We start from the raw sequence: 12,119 nt of genomic DNA on the forward strand, positions 1-12,119 counted from the left end.
ATGCTAAAAGATGCCCCATTTCATATTGTTTATTCAACTGGCGAAAACGAACCAATCGAGTTCTTCTTTGATGCTTTGTTGGAGAGTACAAATTTTGATTTGGGATTGGGCTTTTTTAGTTCGACCGGCATTAACGTATTAAGTGCTGGATTTGCATACTTTATCCATCGTGGAGGTAAAGTTCGAATCATCATTAATGATATCTTATCAAAAAAGGATAAGGAAGCGATTGAAAATGGCATTAATACTACAAACAGTTATTTTGAGGATAACATCCTTAACAATATTAAAACTCTAGCAAAAACCTTATCTAAACAAGATGAGCATTTTTTCAAATGTCTGTCATTTCTAATTTCGAAGAATAGAATTGAATTTCTTGCTACAATACCAGCAAATAATAAGGGAGGAATTGCACATAATAAATATGGCATTTTTACAGATAATTTTGGAAACAAAGTGGTCTTCAATGGTTCTGCCAATTTTTCACAAACAGCCCTTCTTAATAACATAGAATCAATAAGCTGTTACAAATCCTGGTCAGAAAGTGAGAGCGAGATAAAACGATTAAACTATTTTGAAGATATTTTTAATAAAACCTGGAATGGAGAATCAGAGAATATAAAAATAATCCCTATTCAAAAGGTTGAGAATTATATCCATGAAACGTTTGGTACTTCAAATATTGAAGAATTAGTTGAAGAAGAAAAAAGGCTAATAAAGAGTTATGGCTCCGACCGAATCAAAGAAAAGATTGAGAAACTCTATTCTTATGATTCTACAAATTTTCCAAGCCAAAAGGCGAATGAGGAAAGCTTAAGCTATAATAGTGAACCAAGGTTTCCGTTTCCTGACGGCCCTCGTCAATATCAAAAGGAAGCCTATCAAAATTGGCAAGAAAATGATTTTTATGGCATTTTTGCCATGGCAACTGGGACGGGTAAAACAATTACATCCTTAAACTGCGTTTTAAATGAGTATCAGAAGACCGGAAAATACAACGTCTTAATATTAGTTCCAACACTTGCATTGGTTGAACAGTGGAAGACAGAGATTATCAAATTTAATTTTAAAAAATACATTCTAGTTTCAGGTTCAACAAATTGGCACGATGAGCTAAGTATCTATAAAGCTAATTACCGCTGGAGGAAAATCGAAGAAAATCTTATTATAATCTCAACTTATCCATCATTCTCAAATCCAAAATTTTTAAACCTTTTTAAATCATTTCAAAAGAATTTTGCAATTATTGCTGATGAGGCTCATAATATTGGTGCACCTTCAATAAAGGCTGCATTCAAACAATTGACATGCAAAAAAAGAATTGCGCTATCTGCTACTCCGAAACGAATCTATGACCCGGAAGGGACCAGAGAACTTGAAATGTTCTTTAAAGATGAAGAACCATATTGTTATTCATACTCCTTAGAAAAAGCTATCGATAAAAAATTCTTAACGCCATATTTCTATTATCCTCTAATAGTACCTTTAGAAGATTATGAAATGGAAGAATACATCAAAATCTCCAAACGGTTATTGCGGTTCTTTAACGCTGAAACAGGAACCTTTTTAAAATCGCAAGACGCTGAAAAGTTATTACTCCGAAGAAAACGCATCATTCACAAAGCCATAAATAAACTGGATGCTTATTCTAGGATTGTTAAAGAACTTAATGATAATAATAAGCTAAAATATTGCTTCACTTTTGCCCCGGAAGGTGATTTTTATGGAGACAATTCGTTTGAGGATTTTAATAATATAATTGATCGATTTATTATTGAGGTAATAAATACATGCCCTGAGGCAAATGTTAATTCTTACACAAGCAAAGATTCTCCATCGGAAAGAACAGATAAACTACGCGGTTTTGCAGAAGGAAAAATTGATATCCTTTTTACAATGAAAGCTATAGATGAAGGAGTAGATATTCCGAGAGCTGAAGTCGGGATTTTCACTTCTAGTACTGGTAATCCACGCCAGTTTATTCAACGCCGGGGAAGACTATTAAGAAAACATCCAGAAAAGAAATATGCAACTATTTATGATATGATTGTAATTCCGAACTCCTCCGGTACTGAAGGTCGAAAGTACTTCAAAATGGAATCAAGCTTGGTGGCTACCGAGTTGAGAAGAGTGGGATATTTTGCAAGCCTTTCGGAGAATTTCTATGACTCAAAGCACACACTCGACGATATAATGAAAAAATATAACCTAAATTTAGACACAATAATAAAAGAACTTCAACTATGACCAACACCGAATTAATCTCTGAAATATTATCTGATCCTCAAATTAAAGAGAAATATAATATATCTGAAACAGATATACAAGCTATTAATGGTGATACCCGATACCAAAAAGAAATCATTCAGATTATCAAAGAAATTGTAAGTGATAACGATAACCATATCACAGCAACAAAATCTTACAATAAGTTAAAAAATATCCTAAACATTGTGTAATGGCAACAATAATCAATAAAATTTCTTTACAAAATTTCTTTAACTATTACGGCACTTATGATGAAAACACGTACGACTTTAAAGAAGGAGTTAATATTATTGTTGCCGATAATGGAGCAGGGAAATCGAAACTATTCAATGCACTTCTTTGGATATTCTATGATGAAATGCTTGACTCAGACATAAAAGGAAGAAGAAGCATTGAATCGATGGCCGTTAAAACAATATCGGACATGGCCAAAAACGAATCCTCAGTTGGTGATTTGATTGAGTGCGGTGTTAGAGTTGAATTTCAAGATACTCGCTTTACATACCAAGTTGAGAAGAAATTTTCGGCACTACGAATATCTGATAAAGGAAATATTACCGATGATTGTTGTTGGGAGATTACTCATCAAGACTCAGAAGTAAGTAAAAAGGATATTTTGAGGTTTAAACCGGTATTCAATGAATCCGAGAAAACAGAAATAATAAATAAACTAATTAGAAAAGATTTAAGGCAGTATTCATTCTTCCAGGGAGAAGAGGTAGAAGATATTATTGATTTCTCCAAAAAACAGAGCATAAAAGAAGCGGTTCGAAAAATAACAAACATAAGTAAAATTGAAGCCTTAGAGGAGTTAGCTAACTCTTTAAAAGAGAAAGCAGAAAATGACTACAATAGAAAAAGTAAAGAAAACGCAAAAAATGCACATGAGTTAGAACAAAAGCTAGCATCAAAAGAAAGATATAAATATCAACTCGAAGAAGAAACTCAAAAGTTAGAAGTTTATAAAACAAATCATGCTGAGGCCAAGCAAGAAAGTTATGACTTGGAAGACAAAATTCAGAATTCTGAAAAAAACTTGAACTCAAGGAAAAAAGGAAGAGTTTGCTTCGACAACTTAAGATTGCAAAAAGTGATTATGATCAATTTCTAGATGGTTTAAATTCTCGTTTTTTTGATGGTAATTTTGCATGGATGGCAATGGGGTTAGAACATGTTCCTCAGATGTTTTCTCTGTCAAAATATGCCTACCTTGATATTATTTCAGAGAAGAAAACACTTAATAAACTTCGAAATAATCCTGGAGAATTAAATTCTATCTTACCTCTTGATATGCCAGACACCATGACATTGGATAAGATGCTACATGATGGACATTGTCATGTTTGTAATAGATCTGCTGAAGAAGGAAGCGAAGCTTGGAACTATATTTTTAAATTAAAGAATCGTCCATCCTCAAAACAGAATGAGGCACCTTTATTCAAAAACGACTTTAAAAGTTTTTTTGAGGATATTCAATTGCTATCACAGCCATTTACCGGAAAAATTGGATATGTTGAGGATTCTATTGCAAGTTCAATTCAAAAACAGGATGAACTTAAATCTCGTATTTCAAGAATTGATGGTAAACTAAAAACAAATCAGATTGAATTAAAAGAATTGCTTAAGTCTGATGACATAGATGAAAATGCTGATAAAGAAAAAAACATTCTTAACGCTTACGAAGGAGCAATAAAACGAGCAACACAAGCTGAAGAAAGAATAAACAGAACAACCCAAAGAATAAAGGAGATTAATAAAACGATTAGAGGAATTGAAGAGGAGCTAGAAAAATTACGAGGTGTTGATGTACCTGTCGAATACAAAAATGCTTATGAGTTATTAAATGACATTGCTATTTCTGTATCTAATACGCGCGAACGCACATTTATAAATATGCTTAAAAGGCTTGAAGAGTATTCAAACAAGCATTTTGGCAACCTGATAAAGTACAATGAAATATCAGGAGGTATTCTAAGGTTTAAACAAACCTTGTCGGACACTATTGAACTTGATGTAGTCGACAAAGATGAGAATATTGTTTCTGGTAGCTCTGAAGGATTTCAGCGCATGAAAAAACTTGCTGTTGTAATGTCAATAATTTCGGCAAAAGGCACTGGGTTTAATTATCCGATGTTTGCAGATGCGCCTTTATCAACATTCGGGAAAGGATTTATAAAATCATTTTTTGAAGAAGTGCCCAATGTTTTTCCTCAAAGCATAATTCTTATCAATAATATTTACGATGCAGATGCTCCAAATAAATTAGATGATATTGGAAATGACCTTCTAAAGAATAATGGGCATGTCTCTACAATGTATTTAAATGAGGTTAATTCAAAAGTACAACAGGTTGATAGGAAAACTCTAATCACTAAACTAAAAGGATAATCAAATGGATAGTCAAGAATTTAAAAATAGAATTTTTTCTAAAAGACCTCGGTATGCAAATATTTACAAAGATTTGATTGCAACGCTTGCGAATAAAGGAAATCAAAAAACTGAATTCATTCAATTCGGTCCGATATACCAGATTTACATTTATGCTTTTTACATTGGTGTTCACCGAAATGAAAGGACTCCGTTACCTAGTAGGGAATCAACTACAGACTTTCTGGAAATTGGAAAATGGAAACCTGACTCGCTGGCTCATTTTATATTAATGTCAATGTTTGCAAAATTGGAAGATCTAAACTTAACGACTTGGAATGAACTTGAAGATATGGAAGAAAATGACATCGATTCTTTTGTGAGGACTCTTATTAAAACAATTGAGGAATATGCAAATGCCGGTTTTTCTTATCTACAATTCCAGTTTGATGAAGATAGAAACCGATTTAATGAAACCTATATCTTTGCAGATATTCTAAAAGATTTGACCGAAGAAAACATAAATATTTATCTATGAAAAAAAGATGGTTTTTATTTTTAAATGCAGAACAAGAAAATTACTTAGTTTCCTTACGAAGAGAAAATAAGGTTTCGTTTATTACATGGATTTTGTTTTCAATAATCTTACCATTAGCTCCATACATTATTTCCGTACTAATCAACTTTCTACTAACCGGATTTTGCAATTGGGGAAAGATAATAAACAATGGATCACTACCAATTATCTCTTATGGATTCATTACTGCCGGGATAGTTTATATAATGGAAAAGATTAAGAATGATAATCTCATAATTTTTCAATTAAGAGAACGCATTATGCCTGTCGCAGTACTTTTGTTGTTTCTTAATTCAAGTATTTTTATTCTTGAAACTTCAGTAAAAGATACCTTAAACACAATACAACATGCAATTGTGTTGGTAGTATCCTTATTCATTTTTTATTATTCACTTAGAGTAAGTCAGAATATGTTCTTTTTACAAAGAAAAATCTCGGATAAGCAATTTGATACTATTTATAGAGAAGAAACTAATAGTACACATGGTTTAAATTGGGAATAATGGTTGAACTAGATAAAAATACAATTGAAGGAATTCCTGTTACTCAAAACAAACAGGATTTTATTATTAGTGTTTTTTCAATAAAGCAAATACTTGAATTTACAAGATATACAGAAAGAATTATTGTTGGTTTTGATGAAAAAGAAAATCCAATATATAATAATCACATTCAAAGATTTGTCGAAAAATCAAGAGTTGAAAAAATAGCAGACTTCCTTATTGAAGACCCAGATGCTACTTTCCCCACTAATATAGTATTGCATGTTCCATTAAGCATAATTGAGCAACAAGTAAGGGAAAAACGTTTTGTAAAAATAAGGCTAAAGAATAAAGTTTATGATGAAATTGCGAAAAAGGATGGAGACGTTTTCATAACAATAATTGATGGCCAACATCGAATTCACGGAATTGAGGTGGCCATTGAGAGATTGACTGAAATAATAGATTCTGCCATAAGAACAAATAGAATTTCGTACAGTAATGAAATTGATAAAAAACTAAAATTTTATACCCAAAGACTTGAAGATTTAAAAAATATCAATCTGGTCGTTTCTTTTTTCATTGATAAATCCCTTGAGTATCAAGCAATGATTTTTTCAACCATAAATAGGACACAGAAAAGAGTATCTCCTGATTTAGTTTATAGTTTATTTGGATTGGATACTTCCGATACTCCTCAGAAAACAGCTTTACAAGTGGTTTTAAGTCTAAATGGCCATCTATCATCTCCGTTTTATAAACGAATTAAATTTTATGGAGGTGATTACTCAGACCAAGTAAGTCCTCCTTTATCACAGGCTACTATGGTAAAATCCATTGTTTCATTAATCTCCGAAAACCTGAGAGAAGCTGAGAATGATAGATATAAAAATCGAAAAGAATTATTAAAACGAAGTGCAAGCTCTGGAAGGAGTTTACCGTTTAGAAGATATTATGCTGCGAACAAGGACAATTTTATTTCTGATATTTTATATTACTTTTTTAGTGCAGTCAAAGATACATTCTTAAATAATGAAGGAAAATCTTATTGGAGTTATAATAATCAGAAAAAACCTGATAACATTCTCCAAACGTCTGTTGGATATGAGGCTCTTCTTAAAATATTAGTTGATATTTTAGACAGTCCCGAATTTAACGATGATAGCATAAACAAGGCATTTTTTATTGGATTCCTAAAAAAAGCTTCAGACCTGGATTTTTCAAATCAACAATTATTCCCATTCTCTACTAAAGGTAAGAACATTCTATATTTATCAATGAGCTTAGCAATTTGGAAAAATATTGAAACGGGTAAAAAAGATGATAGGAAAAATAAATTGGATGAATTGCTCCAGTAAAAATTGATAAATCCTTTTTTAATACTTGTACTATAGTGTTGACATAATTTTATCAGTAGAACATATGAAAAACCGCACAATAAATGAGGCCATTTTAGAAGTTTTTAAAAGAGAAGGAAAACCTCTTCCAATAAAGGAAATTTATAATAAAATCATTGAATACGATTTGTATCGATTTAGAGCGCAGAGGCCGGAGGATATTGTTCGAATTCAGTTAAGAAGACATTGTGCAGAACTGGACTTTCCTACAGCCAGTTCAAAAAAATTATTCACCATAAATAAAGATGGTGCCTTTTTTAAGCTACAAAAAAAATCGAAACAACTTAATCGTGAGAAAAAAGATAATATATCAACTTTCGATGATTTAAAAGAACTTCACAAGAAGTATGTTCATAATTTTAAAAAAGATTTACTGACTCAGCTAAAAGAATTATCACCTACAGCATTTGAAGAGTTTGGAAAAAAGTTAATGACCGCATATGGTTTTAAAAAAATGGAGGTTACAAAAAAAACACGGGATGGTGGTATCGACGGATTCGGGGAATTAAAAATTGGCTTGGCCTCAATGAAGGTGGCTTTTGAATGTAAACGATGGACACGAAATACAGTAGGTAGACCTCTGGTTAGTCAGTTCCGTGGAGATATTCAAGGAAAATACCAACAAGGAATATACTTTACAACTTCTACTTTTTCAAAAGAAGCTAAAGAATCATCTTTTCAAACTGGTGCAGTACCAATTATTTTGCTTGACGGATATTCAATCGTAGATTTAATGATTGAAAAGCGCTTTGGTGTTGATGTGGAAGAAATCCCAGTTTATAGTAATGCGATGGATTTAGTTTTAGCGGACCAATAAGACAAGTTCCTATCGTGATTATATAGGAAAGTGTTAACTAGATCAAACTAAAATTGCGAATCTCGTTACTAATGTTAAAAAGATTCTAACAATCGAAAATATCAGCGACTCAGCCCTCTATCCCTGTTTTTCACCTTATACTTCATAGTTGGTTCCTTTTTACGCCGATTACTTCGCTCTATCAGCCGATTCACATCCCTCGCCCATTGTGCTAGCTGAAACTCGTCGATCATTGGAGAAGCAACTTGCTGCTCCTGTCCAACACTTTGAGAGTGATGAAATCGAGGCCTTTCTTCAAATTCAGAAAGCCGGATGGGATAGCGAACCGGGCTTCCGTTTTCATCCGTAATAAAAACAACATGCCCTCTACCTGATTTCCGGACTTCCACATTAAACAGCTCCAGTGATTTGTTGTAAAGTTGTTTATTACTAACCGATTCGATCTGATTCAGCTGGTAAAACAAACTCTCCAGGTTTTGTTTCAGGTTTCTGCCTCCTGCCGAAAATTTCAGATTGGATTGAACCTGGCTCTGTTCTTTGGTCAGGTCATATCTTTGCTCCAGGGATTTAATAAACCGCTGCGTCTTTTGTTTCTCATAATCATCCCTGATCTTCTTAAACGTTGTTTTATCAATGCGTGTGGAAACAATATGAAAGTGTGTCCGGTCCAGGTCGGTGTGTTTGAAGACAAAGTAAGGTTGATTGCCGTATCCCAGGTGATCCATCAGGTTTCCGATCTCTGTACGCATCCCTTTATCTCCCAGTTTTACCAGGTCAGTCACCGTCGGATTCACAGAAATATGTAGTCCTTTCTTTTTTACACGGGTATTCATATCTTCAATCTTTTTAAGGGTATTCAAGCGGTCCTGTTTGGTTCCGGCAAAAGGATTGATGGTTGGTGTATTGGCACTTTTATAAAATACAGCTTTCTTTTGTTCCACTTTCTTCTCATTGTAAAACAATGCGTTTTGCGTGCTGGTGGACTGATGGATGACAATAACCATGGCAGGGATTAGTTAAGTTGCTCTTGTAAAAAAGCAAGGCATTTCATCATCATCTGAAAGGCTTGTTTTAACAATTTCCGGTCGTTATGGCCAACGTTATAGGCCGAAAATGAATTCATTTTTTTGGAAAGCTGATTCAGGTTAACACCGATTTTATTGAGTTCAAAATCCAATTTCTGTAGTTGCTGACTGGTATTTTCATCCAGAGAAATAACTTTCTTGTCCAATCGTCTGAAGATCTGGGAACGTACATAATCGCTCATACAGGGATAGCCTTCGGATCGGGTCAAGGCCTTTATCCGAAGCTTCTCATCCCTGCTTACCCTTACGAGCAGCATCTGGTCCCTTTTGTCATTTTTAGTGGATTTTGTTGGCATTCTAAGCTATAATCTTCGTTTTAGGGGGAGGGGAATCCTTGTCGGTTTTGGAAAAACCGTCCGGCCCCTGCCGGGCAAGATGACAAGGCATTTGTATATACAAATGCACATCTTGCATTCCCCTCCCCCGTAGTTTTTTATTACTGTCTTTTCAAGGTCTTCTCAGGTCGTGGAATTTCTACCTTTCCATCTGAACTCCCTTGCTTTTTGCCATTTTCTTATCCTGTGCTTTTTCCTGTTTAAATTCAGAAAAATTAATGGTTCGATTCGCGGCATCTACTTGCAAGGAAGCTCCAAATTGTTTTCCATTTCTTCCGGTCATTTTATCCAGGTAAACTTTTTCGCCACGAGCCAGTTTTTGCTTTTGTTCGGCCGATAAAGTTGCCCCTTTAATCTTATCCGGCACTTTGATATTTTTTGTCCGGAGCGGTATTAGTTCATTGGTTTTCGGATCAAGTGCCAGGTAATAGCTGTCTTTTTTGCCATCCTTACCGGTGAGCTCGATGGTTTTTCCCAGGTTGCGTTCTGCCACCAGTTTGTTCCGCTCTTCCTGACTGAAGGTGTGCCCCATGTACTTTTCAGGAATACTTAAACGCTGAATGGGATGTACTTTTACAGTTATAGATCCATCCTGTTCCTTTTTCAGACGTAGTTTTGCCGGAATTCGTTTTTGCTCGTCGTTAATTGTGGCGTTGATAGTGTAGAGTTTCTGACTACGAAATCCATTTAGAAAATCCTTTAGTTCATTCTGATCCATGCGACTAACAAATTCCTTGTCCACGCCCACTTTTTCCAGTTTTTCAAAAGGAATCTCTTCTTTTTTAATACGGGTACTTTGTTCCATAATTAAATTTTTAAATGATTAATAAATATGCTGTCTCTGGTGTTTATGCTTCATTTCGGAGTATGCCCACAATGTCGTTACAGATCTTATTGCGGTTATTTTCGAGTACTTTGTCAATGTGGTCGAAGTGATAGATGTCTGGTATGGTTTTAAATTGCTCTTCCTCTTTTTCAATGGCTGCAGTGTCCACATCTATCAGACAGTTAAAATTGCGCTGACTTACCTGCTGACCAAAATTATCAGCTACCTGACCCACCATATAACCTTGTGGCAGTGTGGCAATTTTCCCTTCAGGTACCAGAAAATCCATTTGGGTAGAAATTGTCGATGACTGCGTATTCCGGTTGATATTAATGGACTGTCGTTCCTGCAGGATTTTTCCCATCCGCCCCTGGATAAACTTGGCGGTTTCGCCGATGGATTGTCCGGCGAATACATTTCCAATGTTGGTTAACATGGCATTGGCCTGCTCTTTTCCATAGTCCCGGATTAGCTGATCGATGGTTTGCAGTCCTGCCAGCGTTGATATTTTGTTACTTCTGGCTGTTGCAATCAGCGTATCCAGTCCCCGAAAGTAGATCGTTGGAAGCTCATCAAATATTAACGACGATTTATGCTTCCCTCTCTGATTGATCACTTTCATCATCCGGGTGAGAAACAAGGACAGTACAGCTCCGTACATTTCTATTCGAAGCGGATTATTGGCCAGACAGACTACCTTGGGATTTTTTGGATTGTTAATGTCCAGTGAAAAATCATTGCCCGAACAAATCCAATAGATCTCTTTACTTATGATTTTGGCGATTGCGATTTTCAGACCTCCCAACTGGCCTTCCAGTTGTTTACTGGCTCCGCGTCTGTGTGCGTTTACAAAGGGATTGATGATGTTCTCTACATCCTTTTCTCTGGCAAGGATTGGAAACAGATCGTCGTAATCCAGCTGCAACAACTCGATGGCATGGGGTAAAGTGCAATATTCGCCTTTCTTGTATTTCTTCAGGAACCAGATTACGGCAGCGAAAAAGGAAACGGCGGATTCTGCAAAAAACTCTCCCTGTTTACGGATCCACTCCCGATTAAGGTTATAGAGTACAGTTCTTGACGATTCAAAGGCATCGATGGGGCTTTCCATCAGTTCCGGTGCCAATGGATTACAACGATAAGATTTACGGATATCATCAAAGTTGATCACATAAAATCCGGTGCTTTCCGGTAAGGCCTTTTCTTTTTTGGCTTTCAGAAAATAGTTGTAGGTTACTTTTGACAGATCGGGGTATTTAAAGTCATACACGCACATGGCAAAACCTTTCTCCAGGTGTTGTTTGATAAACGGCATCACTACTGAATAGGATTTTCCTGATCCGGGGGTACCGATTACAATGGTTCCCCGAAAGGGATTGACCACATTAATCCAGCCTTCATATTGTTTGTTTTTATACTGGTATAATGTTTCCAGATTGATGGAATACTCATTCTCCTCATAGCTCTGCTCCTGTGGGAAACTTTCATTTTCGAGGTTAAACCGGTCCTTCATCAGGTTCACATTGATCAGTTTGGAGATATTGTCAAAACCAATATTCAGCAAGACAAAACCAAAGAAAGAAAGCAGTATATACACCAAAGAAATTTTAAAAACCAATAAACTTCCCCAATACATTGCCAGCCCAATCAGTACCTGAATCACGATATTGGATACTTTCAGGTCACGGTCTTTCTTCGCTTTAGTGCCGATACAGGTAATAATCAAAAATCCCAGGCATATTGTTTTAGCCAATGCAGTGTTTTTCAGGTATGTCATGGCAACCAGCTTGTCTGTTACGGCTGAAAATTCCGGGATGTACAGTCCTTTCTCCATAAAATAATGGAGCTGACTGATATAAAGCACCACAAAAAGCAGCAGGTAAGAAAAGAACCTGAAACCTTCGTGCAGACGTTGTAATTCCCTGGATTCGTTGATCATTACTGGAAGTTTAGAATATTAGAAGG

At 35.3% G+C, this 12,119-nt stretch carries 12 protein-coding genes; 8 read left to right on the plus strand and 4 right to left on the minus strand.

Translation table 11 applies throughout. The features are described from left to right. The 8 genes from G0Q07_RS15905 (at position 1) to G0Q07_RS15940 (ending at position 7,908) form a co-directional block, all read left to right on the plus strand. Complete coding sequence (locus G0Q07_RS15905; RefSeq protein WP_163348027.1) at positions 1 to 2,247, plus strand: DEAD/DEAH box helicase family protein; 2,247 nt, start codon at positions 1 to 3, stop codon at positions 2,245 to 2,247. Further along, positions 2,244 to 2,459 carry a hypothetical protein gene (locus G0Q07_RS15910; RefSeq protein WP_163348029.1) on the plus strand — a complete coding sequence of 72 codons (216 nt, stop codon included), beginning with the start codon at positions 2,244 to 2,246 and terminating at the stop codon, positions 2,457 to 2,459. Before G0Q07_RS15905 ends, G0Q07_RS15910 begins: the two co-directional genes overlap by 4 nt. Next, positions 2,459 to 3,379 (plus strand): AAA family ATPase, encoded by a 921-nt coding sequence (locus tag G0Q07_RS15915; RefSeq protein WP_163348031.1) that lies wholly within the window; start codon positions 2,459 to 2,461, stop codon positions 3,377 to 3,379. Before G0Q07_RS15910 ends, G0Q07_RS15915 begins: the two co-directional genes overlap by 1 nt. Beyond that, complete coding sequence (locus G0Q07_RS15920) at positions 3,331 to 4,656, plus strand: V-type ATP synthase subunit I domain-containing protein (RefSeq protein ID WP_163348033.1); 1,326 nt, start codon at positions 3,331 to 3,333, stop codon at positions 4,654 to 4,656. The genes G0Q07_RS15915 and G0Q07_RS15920 overlap by 49 nt, the downstream gene beginning before the upstream one ends. 4 nt (positions 4,657 to 4,660) lie before the next feature. After that, positions 4,661 to 5,173 carry a hypothetical protein gene (locus G0Q07_RS15925; protein WP_163348035.1) on the plus strand — a complete coding sequence of 171 codons (513 nt, stop codon included), beginning with the start codon at positions 4,661 to 4,663 and terminating at the stop codon, positions 5,171 to 5,173. Further along, a complete protein-coding gene (locus G0Q07_RS15930; RefSeq protein WP_163348038.1) occupies positions 5,170 to 5,715 on the plus strand; it encodes a hypothetical protein in 546 nt (181 codons plus the stop codon). The genes G0Q07_RS15925 and G0Q07_RS15930 overlap by 4 nt, the downstream gene beginning before the upstream one ends. Beyond that, on the plus strand, positions 5,715 to 7,052 hold the full coding sequence (locus G0Q07_RS15935; protein ID WP_163348040.1) for a DGQHR domain-containing protein: 1,338 nt from the start codon (positions 5,715 to 5,717) through the stop codon (positions 7,050 to 7,052). The genes G0Q07_RS15930 and G0Q07_RS15935 overlap by 1 nt, the downstream gene beginning before the upstream one ends. A 64-nt stretch (positions 7,053 to 7,116) precedes the next feature. Then, positions 7,117 to 7,908, plus strand: coding sequence for a restriction endonuclease (locus G0Q07_RS15940; RefSeq protein ID WP_163348042.1), 792 nt, complete (start codon positions 7,117 to 7,119; stop codon positions 7,906 to 7,908). 101 nt (positions 7,909 to 8,009) lie between these two features. On the opposite strand, the gene G0Q07_RS15945 is transcribed toward G0Q07_RS15940, so the two are convergent. From G0Q07_RS15945 to G0Q07_RS15960, 4 genes are all read right to left on the minus strand, one after another. Continuing rightward, the gene (locus G0Q07_RS15945) at positions 8,010 to 8,912 is read right to left on the minus strand and encodes a relaxase/mobilization nuclease domain-containing protein (protein ID WP_163348050.1); all 903 of its coding nucleotides are present in this window, start codon (positions 8,910 to 8,912) and stop codon (positions 8,010 to 8,012) included. 8 nt (positions 8,913 to 8,920) lie between these two features. Continuing rightward, positions 8,921 to 9,289 carry a MobC family plasmid mobilization relaxosome protein gene (locus G0Q07_RS15950; protein ID WP_262887973.1) on the minus strand — a complete coding sequence of 123 codons (369 nt, stop codon included), beginning with the start codon at positions 9,287 to 9,289 and terminating at the stop codon, positions 8,921 to 8,923. A gap of 178 nt (positions 9,290 to 9,467) precedes the next feature. Continuing rightward, positions 9,468 to 10,133, minus strand: a complete 666-nt coding sequence (locus G0Q07_RS15955) for a DUF3945 domain-containing protein (RefSeq protein WP_163348054.1) — start codon at positions 10,131 to 10,133, stop codon at positions 9,468 to 9,470. Between the two features lie 43 nt (positions 10,134 to 10,176). Next, a complete protein-coding gene (locus G0Q07_RS15960) occupies positions 10,177 to 12,093 on the minus strand; it encodes a YWFCY domain-containing protein (RefSeq protein WP_163348056.1) in 1,917 nt (638 codons plus the stop codon). Positions 12,094 to 12,119: the final 26 nt, after the last annotated feature.

The organism is Draconibacterium halophilum (assembly GCF_010448835.1).
Taxonomy (GTDB): domain Bacteria; phylum Bacteroidota; class Bacteroidia; order Bacteroidales; family Prolixibacteraceae; genus Draconibacterium; species Draconibacterium halophilum.

What these genes read in the sequence shown, in the direction of transcription:
- G0Q07_RS15905 (WP_163348027.1), top strand. Translation starts at nt 1, where the DNA reads ATGCTAAAAGATGCCCCATTTCATATTGTTTATTCAACTGGCGAAAAC.
- G0Q07_RS15910 (WP_163348029.1), top strand. Translation starts at nt 2,244, where the DNA reads ATGACCAACACCGAATTAATCTCTGAAATATTATCTGATCCTCAAATT.
- G0Q07_RS15915 (WP_163348031.1), top strand. Translation starts at nt 2,459, where the DNA reads ATGGCAACAATAATCAATAAAATTTCTTTACAAAATTTCTTTAACTAT.
- G0Q07_RS15925 (WP_163348035.1), top strand. Translation starts at nt 4,661, where the DNA reads ATGGATAGTCAAGAATTTAAAAATAGAATTTTTTCTAAAAGACCTCGG.
- G0Q07_RS15930 (WP_163348038.1), top strand. Translation starts at nt 5,170, where the DNA reads ATGAAAAAAAGATGGTTTTTATTTTTAAATGCAGAACAAGAAAATTAC.
- G0Q07_RS15935 (WP_163348040.1), top strand. Translation starts at nt 5,715, where the DNA reads ATGGTTGAACTAGATAAAAATACAATTGAAGGAATTCCTGTTACTCAA.
- G0Q07_RS15940 (WP_163348042.1), top strand. Translation starts at nt 7,117, where the DNA reads ATGAAAAACCGCACAATAAATGAGGCCATTTTAGAAGTTTTTAAAAGA.
- G0Q07_RS15945 (WP_163348050.1), bottom strand. Translation starts at nt 8,912, where the DNA reads ATGGTTATTGTCATCCATCAGTCCACCAGCACGCAAAACGCATTGTTT.
- G0Q07_RS15950 (WP_262887973.1), bottom strand. Translation starts at nt 9,289, where the DNA reads ATGCCAACAAAATCCACTAAAAATGACAAAAGGGACCAGATGCTGCTC.
- G0Q07_RS15955 (WP_163348054.1), bottom strand. Translation starts at nt 10,133, where the DNA reads ATGGAACAAAGTACCCGTATTAAAAAAGAAGAGATTCCTTTTGAAAAA.
- G0Q07_RS15960 (WP_163348056.1), bottom strand. Translation starts at nt 12,093, where the DNA reads ATGATCAACGAATCCAGGGAATTACAACGTCTGCACGAAGGTTTCAGG.